At 64.5% G+C, this 22,152-nt stretch carries 15 protein-coding genes and 3 pseudogenes; 11 read left to right on the forward strand and 7 right to left on the reverse strand.

All coding sequences use genetic code 11. From position 1 onward, the window contains the following. Positions 1–79: 79 nt before the first annotated feature. Positions 80–178 (reverse strand): annotated as a pseudogene (locus C664_RS20725) (transposase); the annotation flags it as partial. A 786-nt stretch (positions 179–964) separates the two neighbouring features. After that, the gene (tyrS, locus tag C664_RS17370) at positions 965–2,203 is read right to left on the reverse strand and encodes a tyrosine--tRNA ligase (RefSeq protein ID WP_004291397.1); all 1,239 of its coding nucleotides are present in this window, start codon (positions 2,201–2,203) and stop codon (positions 965–967) included. Between the two features lie 331 nt (positions 2,204–2,534). Here tyrS and C664_RS17375 point away from each other — a divergent pair, with 331 nt between their 5' ends. Next, a complete protein-coding gene (locus C664_RS17375; RefSeq protein ID WP_004291398.1) occupies positions 2,535–3,419 on the forward strand; it encodes a pirin family protein in 885 nt (294 codons plus the stop codon). A 350-nt stretch (positions 3,420–3,769) separates the two neighbouring features. Here the strand turns inward: C664_RS17375 and C664_RS17380 are convergent, their stop codons facing one another. Both C664_RS17380 and C664_RS17385 read right to left on the reverse strand, forming a co-directional pair. After that, positions 3,770–4,255 (reverse strand): type II toxin-antitoxin system VapC family toxin, encoded by a 486-nt coding sequence (locus C664_RS17380; protein WP_004291399.1) that lies wholly within the window; start codon positions 4,253–4,255, stop codon positions 3,770–3,772. Further along, positions 4,255–4,467, reverse strand: a complete 213-nt coding sequence (locus C664_RS17385) for a FitA-like ribbon-helix-helix domain-containing protein (RefSeq protein WP_004291400.1) — start codon at positions 4,465–4,467, stop codon at positions 4,255–4,257. The genes C664_RS17380 and C664_RS17385 overlap by 1 nt, the downstream gene beginning before the upstream one ends. A gap of 800 nt (positions 4,468–5,267) precedes the next feature. Between C664_RS17385 and C664_RS20730 the strand changes: the two genes are divergently transcribed. Both C664_RS20730 and C664_RS20445 read left to right on the forward strand, forming a co-directional pair. Further along, positions 5,268–5,825 (forward strand): hypothetical protein, encoded by a 558-nt coding sequence (locus C664_RS20730; RefSeq protein WP_004291401.1) that lies wholly within the window; start codon positions 5,268–5,270, stop codon positions 5,823–5,825. A gap of 306 nt (positions 5,826–6,131) precedes the next feature. Next, a pseudogene (locus C664_RS20445) lies at positions 6,132–6,500 on the forward strand (transposase); the annotation flags it as partial. Here C664_RS20445 and C664_RS17395 read toward each other — a convergent pair. The 3 genes and pseudogenes from C664_RS17395 to C664_RS17405 form a co-directional block, all read right to left on the reverse strand. Continuing rightward, a complete protein-coding gene (locus tag C664_RS17395; RefSeq protein ID WP_157354230.1) occupies positions 6,410–7,258 on the reverse strand; it encodes a potassium channel family protein in 849 nt (282 codons plus the stop codon). The pseudogene C664_RS20445 and the gene C664_RS17395 sit on opposite strands and share 91 nt — an antisense overlap. A gap of 54 nt (positions 7,259–7,312) precedes the next feature. Then, entirely contained in the window at positions 7,313–13,936 is a 6,624-nt protein-coding gene (locus C664_RS17400; RefSeq protein ID WP_004291404.1) for a DUF3320 domain-containing protein, read from the reverse strand. A gap of 292 nt (positions 13,937–14,228) precedes the next feature. Further along, positions 14,229–14,519, reverse strand: a pseudogene (locus tag C664_RS17405) (transposase); the annotation flags it as partial. Between the two features lie 565 nt (positions 14,520–15,084). Between C664_RS17405 and C664_RS17410 the strand changes: the two are divergent. The 8 genes from C664_RS17410 to C664_RS17445 all read left to right on the forward strand — a co-directional run bounded on the left by C664_RS17410 (position 15,085) and on the right by C664_RS17445 (position 22,140). Then, positions 15,085–15,729: a peroxiredoxin gene (locus tag C664_RS17410; protein ID WP_004291406.1), complete on the forward strand. Its 645-nt coding sequence runs from the start codon at positions 15,085–15,087 to the stop codon at positions 15,727–15,729. Between the two features lie 67 nt (positions 15,730–15,796). Next, positions 15,797–17,221, forward strand: a complete 1,425-nt coding sequence (locus tag C664_RS17415; protein ID WP_004291407.1) for a dihydrolipoyl dehydrogenase — start codon at positions 15,797–15,799, stop codon at positions 17,219–17,221. Positions 17,222–17,237: 16 nt separating this feature from the next. Then, positions 17,238–17,537 (forward strand): DUF3817 domain-containing protein, encoded by a 300-nt coding sequence (locus C664_RS17420; RefSeq protein ID WP_004291408.1) that lies wholly within the window; start codon positions 17,238–17,240, stop codon positions 17,535–17,537. Positions 17,538–17,574: 37 nt separating this feature from the next. After that, positions 17,575–17,991 carry a hypothetical protein gene (locus C664_RS17425; RefSeq protein ID WP_004291409.1) on the forward strand — a complete coding sequence of 139 codons (417 nt, stop codon included), beginning with the start codon at positions 17,575–17,577 and terminating at the stop codon, positions 17,989–17,991. A gap of 39 nt (positions 17,992–18,030) precedes the next feature. Next, a complete protein-coding gene (locus tag C664_RS17430; RefSeq protein WP_004291410.1) occupies positions 18,031–18,462 on the forward strand; it encodes a DUF2141 domain-containing protein in 432 nt (143 codons plus the stop codon). Between the two features lie 20 nt (positions 18,463–18,482). After that, complete coding sequence (locus C664_RS17435; protein ID WP_004291411.1) at positions 18,483–19,481, forward strand: SLAC1 anion channel family protein; 999 nt, start codon at positions 18,483–18,485, stop codon at positions 19,479–19,481. Between the two features lie 40 nt (positions 19,482–19,521). Further along, positions 19,522–20,382, forward strand: coding sequence for an MBL fold metallo-hydrolase (locus tag C664_RS17440; protein WP_004291412.1), 861 nt, complete (start codon positions 19,522–19,524; stop codon positions 20,380–20,382). A 12-nt stretch (positions 20,383–20,394) separates the two neighbouring features. Then, positions 20,395–22,140 carry a SulP family inorganic anion transporter gene (locus C664_RS17445; RefSeq protein WP_004291413.1) on the forward strand — a complete coding sequence of 582 codons (1,746 nt, stop codon included), beginning with the start codon at positions 20,395–20,397 and terminating at the stop codon, positions 22,138–22,140. The last annotated feature ends 12 nt before the right edge of the window (positions 22,141–22,152 follow it).

Consider the following 22,152-nt stretch of genomic DNA (forward strand, 5'->3'; position numbering starts at 1 on the left):
GGACTGGCCTCAATGTGCCGATCACGCGGTGGCTCCATTGTGCCGATCATCAACTGGCTCTAATGTGCCGGTCGGTGACAGCCACCTCAGCGACCGGATGTCCCCGGTCGGTCACCTGCTTGACCGCTTCGATCTTGAACTCTTCGGTGAAGCGCTGCTGCGCCTTCTTCGTTTCCATCGACACCTCCGTAACGCCTCATTGTGAGGCAAAAGGGTGTCTAGGAAACCCGGGGCGATTCAGTTCATGACACGGAGTGCGAAGAGGGATGGCAGCTCAAGTCTTATTGAAAATCGATGAGCACAGCTCAAAAGTTATTCAACGATGCCGGGTTTTTGCTTAAATTTTAGGCAGCGCAGAACGCTGCCTGCTGCCGAGCGCGCCGTGGCTGATGCGCTGCCGCCCGGCGGCAGACATGCTGCTGGACTGTTAAATGAAAGTTGAGCTGGGCGACGCGCCAGGTGGCGAGGGTCTCGTAGCTCGACGGGAATGATGGATAACTAAGTCCCGAGCTGACGTTCTCGAACGTCAGCTCAGAAATATTTATCAGCTCAACTATTATTCACTGAGCTCAGGTTTCAATTAGCTGTTGCCAGCCAAAGGCACCCTGCGGCCTCGCACTGCCTAAATATGAGGCGCTCCCCGGAACCTCACGGAGAACAAGGGGCCGCGCCCCTTATCCACAGACTCGCCCACACCCCTGTCCCCACCGGCTGGGGAAAAGATCCACGCCACGATGAACCCCTCACCGAGACCGGGCAGGCAACCGCGTCACGGAGCTCCCACGGCGCGTGCTCACCACAGGGTCTCCAGCCCATGGGCGACATGCATTGGCGGAAACGACGCGGAGGACGACGCCATCACCACACGGATGAAGTGCGGCGGCCGGGGCGTGGACGTCGAGGACGGACCATTGCCGGTTGGCGGCGGGTCCGAAACGAAGGCTTCGGCCCCGCCCTGCCCTTGTCAGCTGCTCACGACAATTCGCAGATGCTGCTTGCGCCCCACCGACAGGCGCCACTCCCGCCCCTCAACAGGCAAGGTGATATCCGCCTCCCCGACCTGCTCACCATTCAGGCGCAGGCCGCCGCCAACGGCCAGGCGCCGCGCGGAACTCCGGGATGAGGTCAGTCCGCCCTGCACCGCCAGCTCTGCAAGCGTCACGCCGTCCCTGACGCGGCCGAGTTCGATGCGAAGCGTCGCCAAGCCCTCGTCACTTTCGCCGCCGCCGAATACGCCCGTCGCCGTCCTCACCGCCGCCTTGGCGGCTGCGTCACCGTGTGCGAGCCGCGTCACTTCGGAAGCGAGAAGGATCTTCGCCTCATTGAGCTCCGCGCCCTGCAGGCTCCCCAGGCTTCGAACCTCATCCATCGGGAGCTCCGTGAATAGCGCGAGGAAGCGCGCCACATCCCGGTCATCCACGTTGCGCCAGAACTGCCAGAAGTCGAACGGAGCCAGACGGTCTGGATTGAGCCAGACCGCGCCCCCGGCGGACTTTCCCATCTTCCGCCCGTCGGCAGTGACCAACAGCGGCATCGTCAAGCCGTAGAGCAGGCGTCCGCCCTGGCGCCGCGACAACTCCACGCCGTTGATGATGTTCGCCCATTGGTCAGCGCCTCCGATCTGCAAGGTGCAATCGTGGCGCTCGGCCAGCTCGGTGAAATCGAAGGCCTGGAGCAAGGTGTAGCCGAACTCCTGAAAGCTCAGCGAGTGCTCGAGGCGTGCTCTCACGGCATCGAAGCTCAACAACCGATTGACGCTGAAATGGCGCCCCACCCGGCCAAGGAACTCGAGGTAGCCCAGCCCGTCGAGCCAGTCCGCGTTATTGACAACGATAGCGCCGTGCGGGCCCTCACTCACATCGAGATAGCGCGCGAAGGTACTGCTGATACCGCGGATGTTCGCCGCAATGGTCGCCTCATCGAGCATGGGACGACTCGCGTCGCGAAAGCTCGGGTCACCGATCCGGGTCGTGGCACCACCGACGAGCAGTATCGGCCGATGCCCTGCACGCTGCAGCCAGCGCATGAGCATCAGGCCCTGGAGGTGGCCAACGTGCAGGCTGTCGGCGGTGGCATCGAAACCGATGTAGGCGCTTCGCACACCTTCCGCCAGCGTCTTGCGCAGGCCGTCGGGGTCCGTACATTGGTGAATGAATCCGCGCACTTCCAGCGTGTGGAAGATGTCGGAAAGCTCGTGGGGCATTGCAGTCTCCTGGAAAAGAGGGGCCAAAAATGCCCGAGGAGACCGCCAATCAGCTCAACCAGTCCGCCTCGGGCGGACTGGGGCGCGCGCGACCCTACCGCCGTGATGAGCGGTAGGCGTAATAGCTGACGAAAGTGGCTTTTGTGCGGCGCATGGCGCGATGTTAGCAAACAAGTGCTGCGCTGCGGCAATCTAGACTGGATTGCATGAAGCGTCGCGCCGTGTGGGCCGCAGGCCGCCCTGCGAGGAGGGTCACTCAAAGAACCCGCAGAACTTTAGCGGCTAGAATCTCCCGCAGCGCTAAGCAAGCCCAGCCTCAAGGACACCGACCATGAACCCGATCGTCCGCATCCAACCCCGCAGCGCCGACCTCGGCGACGGCATGCTCGTGCGCCGTACGCTCCCCAATCGTCAGCAGCGGATGATCGGCGCCTGGTGCTTTCTCGACCACGCCGGCCCAGTGGACTTCGAACCAGGCAAAGGCATGCATGTCGGCGCGCACCCGCACATCGGCCTGCAGACCTTCACCTGGCTGATCGAGGGCGAGGTCCTGCACCGCGACAGCCTGGGCAACGAGCAGATCATCCGCCCTGGCCAGGTCAATCTGATGACCGCTGGATATGGCATCGCCCACACCGAGGATTCGCTGCACGACGGCGAGCAGCTGCACGCGGCACAACTGTGGATCGCCCTGCCGCCGGAGCATAAGGATTGCTCGCCCGCCTTCGATCACTACGCCGAACTGCCGCACTGGCGCGAAGACAGCGCAGAACTGACCCTGCTCGCCGGCCGCTACGGTGAGCGAACCGCAGCGGCGCGCATCCACTCCCCGCTGGTCGGCATCGACATCGCCTGCGACAGCCCGAGCGAACTCACGCTCCAACTGGATCCCGGTTTCGAGTACGGCCTGATGCCCCTCGTGGGCGACGCAACGATCGACGGCGAAACCATCCTAGCCGACGAGCTCGCCTACCTCGGCAAGGGACGCAGCGAACTGCAGCTTGCGCTATCCGCAGGCGCTCGGGTGTTGTTCCTGGGAGGCGAGCCGTTCGAGGCGCCAGTGCTGATGTGGTGGAACTTCGTCGGCTTCAGCAAGGCAGACATCGCGCAGGCACAGACTGAGTGGGAACAAGGCGCCGCCCGATTCGGAACGATCGGCGACGGCCAGGCACCGCGATTGGTTGCCCCGCCCCTGCCGTGGCGAAACGGCGACTGACCGCTCTCGGGCTCAGCTGCGGCCACGAGACCGCCGATCTCGACGGGCACTCGACCTCTGGCGCCGCTCAAAAATTGGGCAACGCTCGAATCAGGCTTGGCCTCAACGACTTGACCGAGTTACCCACAAGCACACCCACAACCCTGTCCCCATCGGCTGGGGACAAGCTCGCGTCCATCCTTGTCCTACTTGTCGGTGATGTTGTCGATGGTGATCAGTGCGTCGCTCGACCTCGGGGCTAGGGAGCAGGCGAAGTCACGCACCGTGACAGGTGGTGGCCCCGCATTGGGAGACTGCCGCCCCAGGCAGTCACTGTGACTGCTGGTGAGTGATCACACTAAATGTGATCGCTAACAGGCTGATGCAGAAGCTGGCGGCACCGAGGATAGCGGAACGCTGCCACGCCCCTCTCTGGTCACCAAGGGCGGGCTAAACGGATTCACGCTCCGCACCCCGGTCGACTTGAAGTCTTCCGTGTTGCGCGTAACGACGGTTAGGTCGTAGATGAGGGCAATGGCTGCAATCTGCTTGTCGATGGGATGCTGAGGACTCGGTGAGATCAGTCGGCCCCAGAGCTGAGCACAGTCGAGGTCAAAGCCCAGAATACGGTCTGCATAGTCAGCGACCACCATATCCAGCCAGGCTTCGAGTCGCGCGGCCTGCTCGCGGTCACCGCGGTTACGGATGTTCTCTAGGCCCAGGCGAATCTCACCGATTGTCTGCACCGACAGATAGATGTCCTCCGCGGCCAGGGTGGCGAAAAAGGCGGTCACGCCCGGATTGGCACGCCCGCCTTTTCGCAGCTCGCTGATGATATTGGTGTCGAGCAGGTACATCAGCCCTGCCTGAGGTTGAAGTCTTCATCGGTATCCACGTCCGGCATGCTGGCCAGAACGTCTTTGAAGGTCCGCCGCGCCGGTCGGGCAAGCGCTGCCCGCAGGATTTCCCGATGCTCCGCCTCAGCGCTTCGGCCGTGCCGCGCCGCCGCCTCTTTCAAAGCCTGCGCGACCGAAGGGTCGATGTTACGAACGACAAGATTAGTCGCCATCACGCTCTCCTGACGATTGCAATGCTTGCACTGCAGCGAACGCCGCAATCATTGCAATCACTATCGACGCCACAGGCTCGTCAGGACGCTGAAATCATTTACAGACGCGAGGGGGATGAAAACGTAGCCGCACGCTGCGTCCCCCATACGTCAGGCTTTAGCCCACCGAACCCATACTAGGTAGCTCAGTCATGCGGGAAGCACAAATGAAAACGCCCAACTGAGAACAGTTGGGCGCTGAATTTTGGTGGACCGAAAGTCTATCGAAGTGTTGCAAAAAAGCTACATAACATATTGAGTTTTGAAGAGACACCTTGACCAGATGCCCCCAAAGTTGCCCCCATCGATCGCAGCCGACTTCGCTACCGCCGTAACCAACCTCCAGCAATGCATACCTCGGAATCGTCCCTTTCCTGTTCATCGGCGACGATGCCCTCAGTCGTCGTGAAGTCTCCTTGGAACCTCTCCTAACACACTTTTGGGCTCCAAAGCGGTAACCAGTCGGAGTGTATGCTGAGTCACTCAATCGAAGACAAGTTGACCTACCTTCCCACCGAATGCATGATCTTCTGGCTGCTAGAAACAATAGCGGCCGGGCGTGGAAACCCGTTTTGACACAAGGCAGAAAAGCCCTCTCGGGAGGGTTTTTCTCGTCGCATGACCTGAGCATCCAATGGCGGGCCGTGCGAGGCCAGCCTCGGCTGGGCCGGGTCCTTGTGTCCGGTTTCCACCCTCGTACCGGTCCGCCTCCCACCGTGGAAAGTGGGTAGCGGATTTAACCGCCACAAGGAGTTCTGGTCATGGTTACCTCCCCGTCTGCACCTTCTGCAGCAAGTCCTGCTCGTCCCCAGCTTCGTTTTCATCACGAAGCCCAAGAACCTCTTCACCGTCTGCCCTTCATCGGTCGCAGACACGGCGAAGTCAAGTTCTGGGACGTCCCCTGTACCGGCGGCTATGTCGGCGGCAACCTTACAGGAGAAGCGCTCGCCAGAATTTTTCTCGACACGCTTCGACAACACCCTGATGCAGCAACGCCAGGCGCCTGGCTCGGATGGATCGCCATGGGCTGGATGCACCATACATTCGACATGGCCGGCATCAAACCCGACCTTCATCCCGATCATCGATTCAGCACCCTGCGCGGCCAAGTAGTCGGCTTCGCGTCGGTGCTGTCGCATGTTCTCCGGGAAGCACTGAAGAACCCGGATCTGCAACTCCCGGCGTTCGACCCCGAAGCGTGTCTGCGCCAGGCAAACGACGGCCTCAATCCCCGCACGGCCCGACCCGCCATCCTTCGTACCGCAGGTGCCCGCAGCGGCCGCAGGCAATCTAGGAAGGTAAAGCCTCAGAACACTTGAGCAACCGAGGCCCGATCAGGCGCATCCCGCCTTCGCCTGATCGGGCTCCTCGTCACAATTCTCACGCCTGAGCCCAAGCGACTGCACGGTGGCCTCAACGGACGGTCACCTTGTTGAACGCACCCCGCCTTCGCTGGCTCCACCAGCAGCAGCATCTCCTCGACGCCAATCATCGCCTTTTCGATTGAAACGTGGATTACCCGTTGAAGACTGGATCCCCTACGTAACCTAGGTATGTCTGTTATCAGCCTTGTGAAGCTCTGTGCACCGTCATACGCTGCAGGCACAACGCAGGTTACCCTTGGGCTCAGCTATGGCGGGCATGTGCTCATGGAGAATCGCAACGGGGTGTGCGTCGATATCCTCATCACGCAATCAACCCACGCCGAGCATCGTGCCGCACGTCAGCTGCTCACGCGTGCACGGCGCCGGCACATTCACCCCAAGACACTCGGCGCCGACAAGGGCTACCACGTGAAGGAGTTCGTCGGGTACTTGCGCGAGCATCAGGTGCGACCGCACATCGCACGCATCAAGGATCGGAAGACACCCGGCCTCGATGGACGAACCACCCGGACCGAGGGCTACCGAGTCAGCCAGCGCAAGCGAAAGCGCGTCGAGGAGATCTTCGGTTGGTTGAAGACGGTGAGCGGATTGCGGAAGACCCGTTTCATCAGTCCGATTCCGGCCATGGCGGTCAGACCGGCGAGGAGCGTGCCGGGGGCGGTAATGGGATATACGTCGCCGTAGCCGACGGTCGTCAGCGTGGCGACGGACCACCATAGTGCCCGCGGAATGCTGCCGAACATGTCGGGTTGGGCGTCGCCCTCCAGGAGAAACATGCCCGTGGCCGAGAGCAGCAGAACCAGGCTCGCGGGCACTACGCTGAGCTCGAGCTCGTAGCGTCGCTTGTGAATGGCGTGCGCCAACTTCCGGAGTGCCGTCGAGTAGCGACCAAACTTCGCCAAGGCGAGCAGCCGCAGCAAGCGGAGCAGCCGCAGCACGACAAGCTCGGTGCCGAAGGCGGGTGCGAGCAGCGTGACGATCACCAGCAGGTCGATCAACACCAATGGGCGCAGGAGGTAGCGGAGGGTGCCGCGCCACCCCGCGTAGCGCACCTCGACGCCGGCCGCCCACAGGCGCAGGCAGAACTCGACGATAAACACCATGCCGATCGCGCTCTCGAACGCCAATAGTTCCGCCGCAAAGCGCTGTTGCACCACGGGTTCGGTGCTTGCGACGCCGAGCACGACGCTCAGCACGATCGCACAAACCACGAAGCGGTTTACCGGTGACAGTCCAGCCTTGGACTCCGGCGCGAATTCCTCTCGCAAACGGTGCCGAAAGGCGAGACCTCCGCCCACGTTTTCATTCCCCACGGATCGCGAAGGATTCAACGATGTATCATCGCTTGCGCGATCTCGACTCGCCATGGCTCCGGCTCCCGAAGGGATGCGACTTCGATGGTTGGAGGAAGCGGGGTGCTCCTACATCGGCCGTTCGCCGACCGCCCGTTGCATCGCCTGCTCCAAGCGGGCGCGACTTGGCGCCCTGAGCGCGTGCAAGCCGGCCCGGCGCGCCATAGCGACAATATCGTCGCCCCCCGGATTGCTGTCGACCAGCACCTCACGCGCAAGCGCGACGAGTTCCTCCATGCAGATCTCGTCGATCGCACGTGTAGCATCGGCCGATCGCCGGAACGCGACGGGCGTTAGGGGATCGACGCCATTCGGCCAGTAGAATGTGCCAACGTCTTCTTTGGTGGTGGAATACGCCGGCGCGGCCAAGGCTTCGATCCGCTCCCGGATCCGCGAACCGGTCCGCTGCCAACCATGGGCGCGGGCGATGCGGCGGGCGAGGACGGCGTCCACCACGGGCCCCTCGACGGTCACAACGTGGGCGATCAGTTTGATCAGCGTGGTGTCATAGGCCGCATCGAAAAAGGCTTCCGGATCGACGGCCGTGACGACCGAGGCCGGATCGGCTTCGACGAAGACGCCGGACGCCGCGGGTGGCGATGCCGCCACGTTCCTGGCATACGCAGGCTGGGTGATCTCCCCTTCACGTTGCCCCGTCCAGGTGGTGGCGTCCGAGGTGGCGCCCTGGTCAGGCGCTACCGCCGAGTTGGCCTCCTCAAGGTAGGCGGGTACCGCATCCGCCTCCTCCTTGGCCCGGGCGATCGCGGCTTCGGCGGCGAGCCGTGATGCCTCCACCCTCTCTGCTTCCGCAGCGCGCTTCGCGCTGCTCGCCTCAAGGAGTGCTCGCAGGCGGGTATCAAGTTTGCTTAGGGTGCCCTCGGCATCGATCCACCAGTCGGTCGACCAGACCCGTAGGATTTCCCAGCCCAAGCCTCGCAAAACTTGCTCGCGGAGCTTGTCGCGGTCGCGGGCCGTGGCTGAGCGATGGTAGGTGGCACCGTCGCATTCAATCCCGGCAAGGTAGGAACCCGGCGCTTCAGGATGCACCACGGCGAGATCGACGCGGAAGGCGGAAACCCCGACCTGTGTGTGCAGTTGCCAGCCCTTGTGGGAGAGCGCGGCGGCCACTCCCGCCTCGAACGGGCTCTCGAAACCGCCCAGGCTGCCGCTGGAGGCTTCCGCTAGGGCGCGTGGACCTCGCTCGGCAAACTCTAGGAAGTGCTTGAGATCACGCACGCCGGCAGCCTGGGTGCGAGCAAGATCCATCTGCTCGGCCTTGAGACTGGAGAAGACCCGCAACTCGAGGCGGGCGCGGGTAATGGCCACGTTCAGGCGCCGCTCACCGCCGTCGCGATTCATTGGGCCGAAGTTCATCGAGACTGCACCGGCGTGATCGGGGCCGTAGGTGATGGAGAAGTACATGATGTCGCGCTCGTCACCCTGGACGCTTTCCAGATTCTTCACGAACACAGGTTCCAGCGCCGTCTCGGCAAAATGGGGTTCGATGGACGGATCCTTGCGGCGCTCCTCGTCGAGCAGGTCCTCGATCAACGCCTGCTGCTCAGAATTGAAGGTGACTACCCCGATGGTGAGGCCGGACGCGCGGAAGCCCGGCGACTTCATCCGCTCGACCAGGTCGGCGACCAGCGCCTTGGCCTCCGGCTTGTTGATGCGGGCGCCGCCTTTCTCGTACACGCCGTTGACGTGGTGAAAACTCACCGCTCGGTCCTCGGTGACCGGCGACGGGAAGGTGACGAGCGAACCGCCGTAGTACCGATGGTTGGAGAAGGCGATCAGGCTCTCGTTGCGGCTACGGTAGTGCCACGCGAGATTCATGGTCGGCAGGTTAGCACCCAGGCACTCGTCGAGGATGCTCTCCAGGTCCCCTTCCACATCCTCGTCGTCCAGATCCGACTCGGCGCGGTCGAAGAAGCTCGTTGGCGGCAGCTGCTTCGGGTCGCCGACCATAACGACCTGCTTGCCGCGGGCGATCGCACCCACCGCATCCCATACCGGGATCTGCGATGCCTCGTCGAAGACCACCACATCGAAGGCGCTGGCATCGGTGGCGAGGTACTGCGCGATCGACAGGGGGCTCATGAGCAGGCACGGCGTGAGCTTGGGCAGCGCGTCAGGAATGCGGGACAGCAGCTCGCGAAGCGGCATGTGCCGCTTCTTCTTGCTCATCTCGTGGCGCAGGATGCCCCACTCCGAGTTGCGTGTGACGCTCTCCTGGGTGGGAAGCTCCGCGCACAGCGCGGCGCGGATGCTGGCCCGCGTCAGCGCAGTGAAACGGTCGTCCAGCGCCCGGAAGTCGTCGATGCGCTTCTCGTGCTCGGCCGAAACAAAACTGCGAATCACGGGCTCTTCGTCGACCACGGCGTTCAGCCACCAGCGGCTGTAGTTGGTCTCGAAGGCGCGACGCACGCTCCCTTCGGAGACGGTGCCCTGCTCGATGCCCGCCACCAGTGACGTCAGCCCCTGTGCCACGGCCTGGTCGCGCGTCTTGCGCCACGCGCACCAGGCGTGAAGACGGTGCTCGGCGTGGATGATGGCGGCGCAGCGCCCCATGAGCTCGTCGAGCGCCAAGTCGCCGAACTCGTTCTTGCTGCCGTCGGAGAAGTATCCGGTTGCTGCAAAATGGTCGATCGCCGGTTGTAAGCGGCTCCATGCCTCCAGGTAGGCATTTCCGGATTCGGCGATCGTCCCGCCGGCATTCAGCAGGGCATTGCCCTCCCCGATAAGCTGCTCGAGCGGTGCCTTGACCGCGCTGGTCTGCTCCGGTGTGCTGGCTAGGCTCGCCACCGCGGCCGACATCGCGCTCTGGAACTTCAGGGCCTGTTCGACCTCGTCGATGTGGGTCTTGAGGCCGTTCCACAGGCCAGCCGTGCGCTCTCGCAGGTCGTCGTAGTCGGCAAGCTGCCGTTCGAGTTCGGCGCGCTCGTGCAATTGCAGAAGATCGCTCGCCAAGCCTGCGCCGCAAACGCCCTGAGCCACCGCCTCGTGATCGCCGGACAACCGGCCGGATTCACGAACCTCCTGGACGGCGGCAACGAAACGAAGTGCGGCAGCGAGATGATCCGTACGGGTCTGCAGGCCGACCCACAGGCCGCTGGTGGTGGCGCCGAGGTGATCCAGCGCTTTCAGCTCGCCATCGAGCGCCCGCAGCTCCCGCAATTGGGCGAGCGCCGTGGCCAAGCGCTCGCCACAGCGCCCTTCGGCGATGGGATCGAAGCCACTGTCGTTCCACGGCTCCTCGTGCCGTGCGGCATGCAGCGCGCCTTGGAAGCTCAGTGCGCATTGGGCGAGCTCCACACGTGTCCGCAGGCCGGCCCAGACGCCGTCTGTCGCAGCACCGATCTCGAGGGCGGCGGCCTCGGCACGCAGCGAGCGGGTCCGTACGAGCGCACGAAGATCCTTCGCCACATCGGGCTCTCCCTCACCGGCGACGGCGGCTTCCAGTTGCTTGCGGATGCGGCGCTTCCCAAGCCACGACAGGGGCCAGATCGCCTTCTCCGCCTTGGCCCATTCGCGCTGGAGCTGGCTCACGTTGAGCAACTCGACCCCTTCGCCGTATTGCACCGAGAGTTGCTTGGTTACCTGGAGCATTTCTTCGAGGAGCCCGATGCCTTTCCGCAGCTCATCAGCCACGTCGCCCGCCCACGGCTGCGGGAGCTGGGCCAGTGTCTTCCGGCGTTGTTGCAGGAGCTGCAAACCCCGCAGGCTGGCGACCACTACCGCCTCCGGCCATTGCGGCGAGAGGGCGTCACTCGCAGCCCGGTGCCGGGCCAGGAGCGCGGCACCGGCCTGCAAGCGCTCGCCGATCGAGCGCGCATCGGCCCGTAATACGAAGCGCCAGTCGCGCCCCGCGGCATTCGGCAGGGTACGAGCGAGTACGGCCACGGCGCCACGGGCCCTGCGGTCCAGCGCGATGGACGAAAGCCCGATCGCCTGCAAGAACCGCCCGGCGGTCCGCTCGACCGCCACGGCCACGGGAACGACGGCGCGTACCGCATCGATCAGACCTTGCTGCCAGCTGGGTAACCAGTCGCCTTGAGCGATGGGCGCCAGCGGATTGTCGAGGAGACGGTCATACCCGACCGCCCGGGCGTTTACTTCCAGGCGGTCGGCAACGTCGCGCAAGTTTTCCAGGGCGGCAACGTCATGCACGCTCGGTGTGCCCCAGGACATAGCCAGGGCGGGCAGATTGGCTCCATCGACGACCCGCCCGATTGCTTCGAAGATCGTCATGCCGTTTCGGTGCCGGTGATGCAGGCGCTCGACATAGGCATTGAGCTCGCCACGCAGCCTGCTCAGCCGCGCCGCCTCTACGCGCCAGACTTCGGGATCGACTTCGCCGCGGGCCTCCCAGGCTCGTTGGAGTTGGGCTAGCACATCGAGTTTGCGGGCCTTACTGGAATGCAACTCGAGACAGAATTCCCCGAGGCCGACCTCGCGCAGTCGCCGATACACCACATCGAGGGCTGCGATCTTCTCGGAAACGAAGAGTACACGCTTGCCCTCGGCCAGACACTGCGCGATGACGTTGGAGATCGTCTGGCTCTTGCCGGTCCCCGGCGGGCCGATCAGGACGAAGTCCTTACCGCGGGCGGCGGCAATGACCGCCGAAAGCTGTGAGGAGTCCGCCGGGAGGGGGCAAAAGGTCTGCTGCGGCGCTAATTCATAATCCAGTCGTCTGGGATTCGGGAATGCCTCGCCAGAAGGAAATTGCTCACGAGGCGTGTCGATGAGGTGGCGAACCACCGGATTTTCGCGCAGTTGATCGGTACGCTCGGTCAGATCCTTCCACATCAGGTACTTGGCGAACGAGAACATCGCCAGCGCCACCTCTTCCGTAACCTCCCAGCCCTTGATGTTCTTGATCGCCTGCGAGACCGTCCGCCAGATGGTGGCGATGTCGAGACCAGCCTCGTCCTTCGGGAGCTCGCCCTCGGCGACGCCGAGATTGAGCCTGAAGTCTTGGCGGAGCATCTCGATGAGCGTCGGATTGAACCGGGGTTCGTCGTCATGGAGCGTCAAAGTGAAGCCCGAACGGACGCTCTTGCGGGTCAGCGTGACTGGCACGAGGATCAACGGCGCGCGGTAGCGCTGGCCGGCCTTGTCGTAGCGCGTCCAGGACAGGAAGCCCAGGGCGAGGAATAGTGTGTTGGCGCCGCCCTCCTGCATGGTGTTGCGGGCTGAACGGTACAGCTCGACCAAGCGGGCGTCCAACTCATCCTGCGGGAGGCCGACGAAGACCTCGCGTCGCTTCAGCGCGTCGAGGGCGTGGGCCCGGCGCAGGTCCTCGCGCTCGCGCGCCTCATAGATCGCCTGACTGCGCGGGTCCGAACCGTCCATAAGGTCCGGCCGGGGTAGGAGCTTGACGGCCTGCCCCCCGGCCAGAAGGTCCTCGAGTGCAGCTGGATCGGGCGCGTCGAGTCGCAACGACTTCTTTCCCGCCCTGAAGTTCAGGAGGTTGTTACGCAGCGACAAATCGAGGAGCTTCCGCTGCCAGCGTGCGAGTCGATCCTTGGGATCGAGCGTGGCCGGATCTGCCTCGACGGTAATGTCTTCATCAGGCAGATCCGGGGCATCTTCGACCGGAAGCTCTACCACAAGGGGCGGCTCGACCGGGGTAACGGCGACAGGCTCCTCGTGGCTTGCGAGCGGTTTGATCCGCTGCAGGCGGGCACGACGGATATCCACCGCAAGCTCGAAGGCTTCTTCCTTCTCCTCGGAAATCTGCTGTTCCCCGAGCCGAGCGGCTTCGGAAAACGACGGTGCCGGGCGTTGAGTGACGACGGTCGTTTCAAACAACACGAGCTCTTTAAGCCTGACGCGCTTGCGCAGTGCCGTGACATCGTCGACCACCGTGGTTGAGAACTCTTCGGCTCTGAGCCAGACCCCAGTGAAGGCATGCCCCCTGGTGAAGACCACTAGCGGATTCAAGCCCGCCTGTTCGAGGGCCGAGCAGAAGAGCAAAGCGAGATCGAGGCAGGTCGCCAACCCGGACTCCGCGATCTGAGCCGGGCCGCGCACCTTCTGCCCGGCGTGCTCGAAGCTCGCCGGCGGCAATGCATAGTCGAGGCCCATCGCCGCGACTGCGCTCCAGATCCCGGAGGCGAGCTCCCATGCCCGCTTCGGGCCACCGTTGTAGCCATCCAGTGCTGGATTTCGGTCGTTTTTACGGAGGATCTCAGCCGCCTGCTTCAACAGCCGCTCGACGGCCGGCTCGTTTGGCTGGACGAACGCGGCCGCAAGGTCCGGCAGATGGCACAGCCCGCCCCACTGATTGCGCGGCAGAAGTTCGACGATGCAGTCGCGGCGAGCCAGTTCGTCTGGGATATCACCTGCGCGTCGCAAGACAAACGAAAGCTTGGCCTTCTCGGCTTCGGTCAGGCGGGACAGTAGCCCCCCATCGAGTTCCACGTCCAAGTCAGTGACGTGATACCGACTACCCGCGGTGACGGCGTCAATCCGCCAGAGCTTCGGTTTAAGAAACGCCGGGGCCGATTCGAGACGAAGCTCGAGGCCGGTGATGGCCTCGGCCGCCTCGTTCGCGACACTGAGCTCGCGCAGCAGCGGGACCGCATTCTGAAAGTCCGCGAGATTGAGCTTCGCAACTAGCGTCGCGTCGATGCGCTGTGACTGGTCGACACGGGGAGCGTCATCTCGCGTCTGCCTCTCTTTCATTTCCCCCTCCCCAGAGCTAGGCCGCTTGCGCGGCACTCTTCCTATTCGCGATGCCATGGGCGCCTGATGGGCAGTGGTCCCGCCTTGCACCCTGTGACGGCCAGATAGGCGCTTTTATCATAACGACATGCTAACGGCGAGTGGCGCTCCTCACGCTGAACACAGGAACTGTGCCCAACTTGGCTACGGGCTAATGCGCGGCTTCTGGGTTGCCATGGCTTGCTCCTGTCGGAAATCGGGGCGGGATCGCCTCGCTTCCAACATCGGCAGTTGCCTGCCGATGCAAACCATGATCCATGTCGAGGAACCAGCGGAACAGAATGTTGTAGTCGAGTTGCTCGCAGAACTGCCGGTCCGAACGAACCGAATACAGCGCGATCAGCAATTGCGCCTTGAGCAGTCGCTCCGGCGGAATCGACGGGCGGCCGACCGACGAATACAACGCGTCCAACTCCGCAGAAATGGCGGCCAGGGCACGGTCTGCCAAACGCTTCACCCGTCTCAGCGGGTGATCCGCCGGCACACGCGACTCCGGTGAGAAGTAGTGGAACATCGAGGACTGGGGGTCGAGTTGGCCGCGCATAGTTGCTGTACAAGGGATCTGAAGACGTTTCTATGACAATCAGCTTATCAGGTCGTTCACGGACTTTTGCGTCACCCTGCTAGCGTGCATTCGCGCCCCGGCTGAACCGCCTCGCCTCAATTCGCAGTTTTCTCCCCCGGGCTTTGTCCAAAGCCTGCCACCCGACGTAGATCGGACATTCCACGCTGCGAGAACGTGGCAATGCTCGAAGCTCCATCTCTTGTTGCGCGCTCTAAGTGCTCAACTCAAGCCGAATTACGTGCTCAATAGGCTGCTGATGCGCCATACACACAACATGCACTGCCACTGACGGCAGTGCATGGCACAAACCCGCCTCTGGGGTTTGTCGCGATTGTGGCCCCAGCGCTGACGTTTCAACAGCAAGGCCATTTCAACAGAATTGGCACGCCGATTGCTTATGTCTTGATAAGACGCAGCAGAACTTATCCAAGCCTTGATGATATTTCGCTATTGACCTTATTTCTCAAATAATGTTGCCCTAAATATTAGTTTTCTCTAATGTTTAACCGTCGAAAGACACCTCCCTCACCCTAGGAGCACGATCATGGAAACCGCACAGCAATTCAGCTTCCCCCGCCTGAACGAACCAGCCCCTGCCTTCAGCGTCCGCACCACGCATGGTGAACGTTCGCTCGAGGACTATCGCGGCAAGTGGCTGATCCTGTTCTCGCATCCTGCAGACTTCACCCCCGTGTGCACCACCGAGTTCATCGGTTTCGCCAATGCAGCACCCAAGTTCGCCGAGATGAATTGCGACCTGCTCGGCCTGTCGATCGACAGCCTGTTCTCGCACCTGGCCTGGACACGCAACATCAAGGAGAAATTCGGCGTCGACATCCCGTTCCCGATCATCGAGGACATCAAGATGGACGTCGCCCGCGCCTATGGCATGGTCCATCCGGGTGCCGCCGACACCCAGGCCGTGCGCGCGACCTTCTTCATCGACCCCAATGGCATCCTGCGCGCCATGGTGTATTACCCGATGAGCAACGGCCGCAGCATCGACGAGTTCGTCCGCCTGCTGCAGGCGCTGCAGACCTCGGACACGCACGGCGTCGCCACGCCCGAGAACTGGTGCCCGGGAAAGGACGTGATCGTCTCCCCGCCGAAGACCGCCGAGGCAGCCGACAAGCGCGCCTCCGAGGGTTACAACACGGTCGATTGGTACTTCTCCACCAAGTCGCTGTAAACCGCCCCGCCCTGCAGCGAGCCTGGCCCGCTGCAGGGCATCCATGCCGGTATGAGACAGAAATCGTATGACCAACGAAATCCAGACCGATGTCGCCATCATCGGCGCGGGCAGCGCCGGGCTCTATGCGCTGCGTGAGGTGCGTCGTGCCGGGCGCGACTTCCTGCTGATCGACCGCGGCCCGCTTGGCACCACCTGCGCCCGGGTGGGCTGCATGCCCTCGAAGGTCGCGCTGCATGCCGGTGCGGAGTGGGCGACACGCAAAGCCATGGCCGGGATCGGGGCAAGCGGCGTCGAGGCCCTGTCCATCGACCTTGCCGCGACTTGGGCGGGGCTGCGCGAACAACGCGACTTCTTCGCCAGCAGCGGTGCCAGCAAGGCGCGGGCCGCCGCCGGCGACAAACTCATCGAAGGCACGGCGCACTTTCTAGAACCCACGCTCATCGAGGTCTCGTCGCCTGCCGGCCTGCAGCGCGTGCGCGCCCGTGCCGTCGTCATCGCCACCGGTTCGCGCCCGGTCATGCCCGGCTGGCTGGACGACGTGCGCGATCGCGTGATCTCGACCGACGCACTCTTCGAACTCGATGCGCTTCCGCGCAGCATCGGTATTCTCGGACTCGGTGCCATCGGGCTCGAGATGGGGCTCGCGCTGTCCCGCCTCGGCATCCGCGTGGTCGGTGCAGACCTCGCGCCGAACGTCGGCGGCATCGTCGATCCTGCACTCGGCCAGCGCGCACGCGAACGTTTTGGCCAGGAGATCGAACTCTGGCTGGGCACGCAGACCCGGCTCGAGCGCAGCACATCCGGCATTGTCATGCACGCGGACGGACGGAAGGCCGAAGTCGAACTGCTGCTCGCCGCCCTCGGCCGGCGCCCCAACGTCGACAGCCTGGGCCTGGAAGCCGCCGGCTTCCCGCTCGACGAACGCGGCACCCCGCGCTTCGACCCGACAACCATGCAGGTTGGCGAGTTGCCGGTTTTCATCGCCGGAGACGCCAATGCGGACCGGCCGCTGATGCATGAGGCGGCCGACGAAGGCGCGATTGCCGGCTACAACGCTGCCCGCGAAACCCCCACGCACTTCTGGCGCAAGGTGCCACTCGGCATCGCCTTCTCCGACCCGGACATCGCCGCCGTCGGCATGCGCTTCGACGCCCTGCCCACCTACGGGGTCGTGGTCGGCACCGGCAGCGGCGACAAGAACGGACGCGCCCGCATCCTCGGCGCCACCGACAGCCTGCTGCGCGTCTATGCCGACGCGACCGATGGCCGACTGCTCGGCGCCGCGATGGTCGCGACAGGTGGTGAACATCTCGCCCATCTGCTTGCCTGGGCCATACAGCGCGGCGAGACGGCGCACGATCTGCTGGCCTTGCCCTTCTACCACCCCGTAGTCGAGGAGATGCTGCAGACAGCGCTGCAGGACATCGCCGCGCAGTTGCCGCCCCTCAACCCCTACCCGATCGGGCTTACGCCCGTCGAGCACCTCTGACGTGGAGTCGCCGAGCATGTCCCACCGCAAGATCCTCTACTGGCTCGCCTTTTCGGACGGCATCGCACTGCTCGCCCTGGTGTTCGTCGCCGTGCCAGTCAAGTACATGCTCGACCAGCCACTTGGCGTGAAGCTGCTGGGACCCTTGCACGGGGCTCTGTTCCTGTCCCTTGCGACTGCAACGCTGAGCGCGCTCGCACGCGGAATCCTCCGCCCCGGCCTCGCGCTTCTACTGCTCCTCGGTGCCCTCCTGCCCTTGGGCGCATTCCTCGCCGATCACAAGCTGCGCCAGGCCTATCCGGAATTGCAGACCTGATTCATCGACACATCACTCATTCCACAGGAGCATTGCCATGAAGAAAGCCCTCGTTGCCCTCGCCATCGCCTTCGGTTCCACCGCCGCGCTCGCCGACAGGCCCGCCGTCACCGTCGTCCTCAATGCCCAGAGCCCGATGACCCAGGGCATGGCCATGGTGCTGGCCAACCAGATGCAGGAACAGGGCGCACAGGTCGACATCCTGCTGTGTGACCACGCCGGCGACCTCGCACTCAAGGATGCCGGCGGCGCAGCGCTCAAACCCAACAACGTGACACCAGCGCAACTACTCGACGGCGCGCTGAAGAAGGGCGCCACCGCCTCGGTGTGCGCGCTCTACCTGCCCAACAGCGGCAAGAAGCCCGAAGACCTCAAGGACGGCATCAAGCCGGCCAAGCCGGCCGACATGGGCGCCGCCCTGCTGGAGCCGAACCGCAAGGTCATTGGCTTCTGACGATTTATCGCACTTAATCATCAACGGGAGTCCCACGCCATGAGCTCTCATCTGCTCGTGTTCCTCCTCTCTGCCACAACCGCCACCACGGTGTTGGCGCAAGAGTCCGCACTTGAAGTCAGTCTGGCTGGAATCCAGCATGATCGCGGAAGCCTGCGCGTGGGGCTGTATTCCGACCCGAAAACCTTCCGCAAGGAAGCGCAGGCCGTCGCCATACAGCAGGTGCCGGCCAGCGCCGGTACGGTGACGGTGAGCTTCGGTGCGCTGCCGCCCGGTCGCTACGCGATCATGGTCTATGACGACGAGGACGGTAACGGCGAACTCAATCGCCGCTTCGGCATGTTCCCGACCGAAGGCTACGGCCTCTCGAACAATCCCACCGTGTCCGGCCCGCCCGCGTTCGCGGACAGTGCCTTCGAAGTAGCTGCCGGTGCGGGCACCGCCCGGATCAGCATCGACCTCCGTTACTGACAGCCCTGCAAGGAAGAACGATGAACGCCCCCGCCTCCTCCGCCACGCCCGCCGCTGCGCACGATGCGCATGGCGGACGGCTCGCGCATTTCCCGGTCGCCCTGTTCTCCACCGTGATGGGCATGGCGGGCCTCACCATTGCCTGGCTCAAGGCCCATCACACCGGCGGCGTGCCGGTCGAGGTCGGCGTCGCGCTGCGCTGGCTGGCGAGTGCGCTGTACCTGTTCCTGCTGGCGATGTACGGAGCCAAGCTGCTGCGACACCCCGGGGCGGTGAAGGCCGATCGCGCCCATCCGGTGCGGCTCAATTTCTTCCCCGCCATCTCCATCGGCCTGCTGCTGCTGTCGATCAGCTGGGCGCAGGACGCCCCGGCCGTCGCACAATGGATGTGGGGCATCGGCGCCGCCGTGCATCTCATGTTCACGCTGTTCGCCATGAGCAGCTGGATCCACCACACCCACTACGACATCAAGCACGCCAACCCGGCCTGGTTCATCCCGGTGGTGGGCAACATCATCGTGCCAATCGCCGGCGTGCGCTTCGCCCCGGCGGACATCAGCTGGTTCTTCTTCAGCATCGGGCTGGTGTTCTGGCTGGTGCTGATGACGATCGTGCTGTACCGGCTGTTCTTCCACGAGCCGCTGCCCGCGCGCCTGACCCCCACGCTCTTCATCCTGATCGTCCCGCCCTCGGTCGGCTTCCTGGCCTATGTCGCACTCACCGGCCAGGTCGACGCCTTCGCCCGCGTGCTCTACTTCACCGCGCTGTTCCTGACCCTGCTGCTGGCGAGCAATGCGGTGCGCTTCTTCCGCCTGCCCTTCTTCATCTCGGCGTGGGCCTATTCCTTCCCGCTGGCGGCCATGACGATCGCCACCTTCGAGATGAGTGCGCGCAGCGGCCAGGCCTTCTATGCAGGGCTGTCCTGGCTGATGCTCGCGGTGCTGAGCGGCGTCGTCGCGCTGCTGGCCTTCAAGACCCTACGGGCCGCCAGCCGCGGCCAGATCTGCGTGCCCGAGTGAGGCGCCCACTCAGCCACGAACCGACATGAGGAGCTTTCCAATGCCACAGGCAGACATCCGGTCCTTCTTCGACGCCGCCACCAACACCGTCACTCACGTGGTGTCCGACCCTGCGACAGCACGCGCCGCGATCATCGACAGCGTGCTCGACTACGACCCCAAGTCGGGACGCACATCGTGCGCCTCGGCCGACGCCGTCATTGCCTATGTGCGCAACGCCGGACTGCACGTCGACTGGCTGCTCGAGACCCACGCCCACGCGGACCACCTTTCGGCCGCGCCCTACCTCAAGCAGCAGCTTGGCGGCAGGATCGGCATCGGCGCACATATCCGCCAGGTGCAGGGCGTGTTCAAGGACATCTTCAACGCCAAGGACATGAACACCTACGGCGCCGAGTTCGACCACCTGTTCGAGGACGGCGAGCGCTTCCGCATTGGCGGGCTGGACGTCGAGGTGATGCACACCCCCGGTCATACGCCGGCATGCCTGACCTACATCGTCGGGCAGGACGCCTTCGTCGGCGACACCCTGTTCATGCCGGATTACGGCACCGCGCGCTGCGACTTCCCCGGCGGCGATGCGGCCACGCTGTTCCGCTCGATCCGCAAGGTGCTGTCGCTGCCGCCCGAGACGCGCCTGCACCTGTGCCACGACTATCCGCCCGACGACCGCGCCCCGGTGTGGGAAACCACCGTGGCCGAGCAGCGGGCGAAGAACATCCACGTCCATGACGGCGTAACCGAGGCCGACTTCGTCGCCATGCGCACCGCACGCGATCGCACGCTGGCCATGCCGACGCTGATCCTGCCGGCGATCCAGGTCAATGTGCGTGCCGGCAACCTGCCACCGGCCGAGGACAACGGCGTGCATTACCTGAAGATCCCGATCGATCTGCTGTAGGCGCGCCACCCGATGCCCTCGACGACTGCCGCCGCCCCGCGCACCCTGCTCGCGCGCTGGCGCGGCTACCGGCACAGTGCCCTGAGCGACGACCTGATCGCGGCGGCGATCGTCACCATCCTGCTGGTACCGCAGAGCCTGGCCTACGCCATGCTCGCCGGCCTGCCGCCGGTGGTGGGCGTGATGGCGAGCCTGCTGCCGATCGTCGCCTACGCCGCCTTTGGCTCCAGCAGCAGCCTCGCCGTGGGGCCGGTCGCGGTGCTGGCGATGATGACGGCGCAGGCGGTCGGCGGCGTCGCCGTCGCGCATCAGGTCACGCCGCACCTGGCTGCGCTGGTGCTGGCGCTGGAGATGGCGGTGGTGTTCCTCGTCGCCGCGCTGTTCCGCCTCGAAACGCTGGCGGCGCTGCTCGGCGCCCCGGTGCTGCACGGCTTCATCACCGGCGCCGCGCTGGTGATTGCGATCGGCCAGTTCCCCGCACTGCTGGGGGTGCAGGCCGGCGGTAGCACGGTGCTCGCACTGTGGCAGTCGCTCGCCGGCGCCAGTCATCCGCTGCCCCATGGGACCACCGCACTCATCGGCGTGCTGGCGCTCGCGATGCTGTGGGCCTTGCGCCGGCACGGCAGCGCTGTGCTGCAAGCACTGGGCGTCAGGCCCCGGACCGCACAGCTGCTGGCGCGTACCGCGCCCATCGTCGTGGTCGCAGCGTCGATCGCCTGGGTCGCCGGCTTCCCGCAACTGAATGAGGGCGTCGCCCTGTCCGGAGGCATCCGCCTTGGCGAGGGCCTGGCTTTCCCGATGCCGTGGACGGCGCCCTTGCCGGTGTGGCGTGAGCTGCTTGCACCGGCCGTACTGCTGGGACTGGTGGCGTATGTCGAGAGCCTCGCCGTGGCCGAGGCCCTGGGCGCACGCCGCGGCGAGAGGGTGTCGCCCCGGCGCGAACTCTTCGGACTGGCAGCGGCCAACGCCGCGGCCAGCGTGTCCGGCGGCATGCCGGTCACCGGCGGTTTCGCGCGCAGCATCGTCAACTTCGACGCTGGCGCGCGCACGCGCATGGCCGGCGTATGGACCGCGCTCTTCCTGGCGGTGGCGATCGCGCTGCTGGGTGACGTGCTGCACTACCTGCCGCGCGCCGTACTCGCCGCGACCATCGTCATCGCCGTGCTGTCGCTGGTGGATTTTACGCCCTTCGTGCTGGCGTGGCGCTACTCGCGCACCGAGTTCGCCCTGATGCTGATGGTGGCGGCGCTGACGCTGACGGTGGGGGTGAAGGAGGCCTTGCTCGCCGGTGTGGTCGGTGCCGTCGGCCTGCTGCTGCAGCGCACCGCCCGCCCCCACTGGACCGAAGTCGGGCGCCTGGCCGGCACCGACGTGTTCCGCAACGTCAATCGCTTCGAGGTGGAGACGCTGCCGGAGGTCTTGTCGATCCGGGTCGATGAGAGTCTGGTGTTCACCAACTCACGCTGGATCTCCGAGACCCTGTCGTCAGCCCTGGCGCGCCGCCCGAACCTGCGCCACGTGGTGCTGATGATGAGCGGGGTCAACGGCATCGACCTCACCGGCCTCGAGGTCCTGATGCAGCTCGACCGCGAGCTGCGCGCCAAAGGCCTGCAGCTGCATTTCTCGGAACTGAAAGGTCCGGTGCGTGACCGCCTGGACCGGGCCGGGGTGACGGTGTGGCTGTCGGGCCGCATCTTCATGACCCAGGCCGAAGCGTTCACGGTGCTCGGGTCAGCCCCGCAGAGATCCACCGACTAAGGGCTGACCCTT

The sequence above is a fragment of the Thauera sp. 63 genome, from assembly GCF_000310165.2.
In the GTDB taxonomy this organism is placed as follows: Bacteria; Pseudomonadota; Gammaproteobacteria; order Burkholderiales; family Rhodocyclaceae; genus Thauera; species Thauera humireducens.

Excerpts from the sequence above, each read along its gene's own strand:
- tyrS (WP_004291397.1), bottom strand. The coding sequence starts at position 2,203 with ATGCCCCACGAGCTTTCCGACATCTTCCACACGCTGGAAGTGCGCGGA.
- C664_RS17375 (WP_004291398.1), top strand. The coding sequence starts at position 2,535 with ATGAACCCGATCGTCCGCATCCAACCCCGCAGCGCCGACCTCGGCGAC.
- C664_RS17380 (WP_004291399.1), bottom strand. The coding sequence starts at position 4,255 with ATGTACCTGCTCGACACCAATATCATCAGCGAGCTGCGAAAAGGCGGG.
- C664_RS17385 (WP_004291400.1), bottom strand. The coding sequence starts at position 4,467 with ATGGCGACTAATCTTGTCGTTCGTAACATCGACCCTTCGGTCGCGCAG.
- C664_RS20730 (WP_004291401.1), top strand. The coding sequence starts at position 5,268 with ATGGTTACCTCCCCGTCTGCACCTTCTGCAGCAAGTCCTGCTCGTCCC.
- C664_RS17395 (WP_157354230.1), bottom strand. The coding sequence starts at position 7,258 with ATGGCGAGTCGAGATCGCGCAAGCGATGATACATCGTTGAATCCTTCG.
- C664_RS17400 (WP_004291404.1), bottom strand. The coding sequence starts at position 13,936 with ATGAAAGAGAGGCAGACGCGAGATGACGCTCCCCGTGTCGACCAGTCA.
- C664_RS17410 (WP_004291406.1), top strand. The coding sequence starts at position 15,085 with ATGGAAACCGCACAGCAATTCAGCTTCCCCCGCCTGAACGAACCAGCC.
- C664_RS17415 (WP_004291407.1), top strand. The coding sequence starts at position 15,797 with ATGACCAACGAAATCCAGACCGATGTCGCCATCATCGGCGCGGGCAGC.
- C664_RS17420 (WP_004291408.1), top strand. The coding sequence starts at position 17,238 with ATGTCCCACCGCAAGATCCTCTACTGGCTCGCCTTTTCGGACGGCATC.
- C664_RS17425 (WP_004291409.1), top strand. The coding sequence starts at position 17,575 with ATGAAGAAAGCCCTCGTTGCCCTCGCCATCGCCTTCGGTTCCACCGCC.
- C664_RS17430 (WP_004291410.1), top strand. The coding sequence starts at position 18,031 with ATGAGCTCTCATCTGCTCGTGTTCCTCCTCTCTGCCACAACCGCCACC.
- C664_RS17435 (WP_004291411.1), top strand. The coding sequence starts at position 18,483 with ATGAACGCCCCCGCCTCCTCCGCCACGCCCGCCGCTGCGCACGATGCG.
- C664_RS17440 (WP_004291412.1), top strand. The coding sequence starts at position 19,522 with ATGCCACAGGCAGACATCCGGTCCTTCTTCGACGCCGCCACCAACACC.
- C664_RS17445 (WP_004291413.1), top strand. The coding sequence starts at position 20,395 with ATGCCCTCGACGACTGCCGCCGCCCCGCGCACCCTGCTCGCGCGCTGG.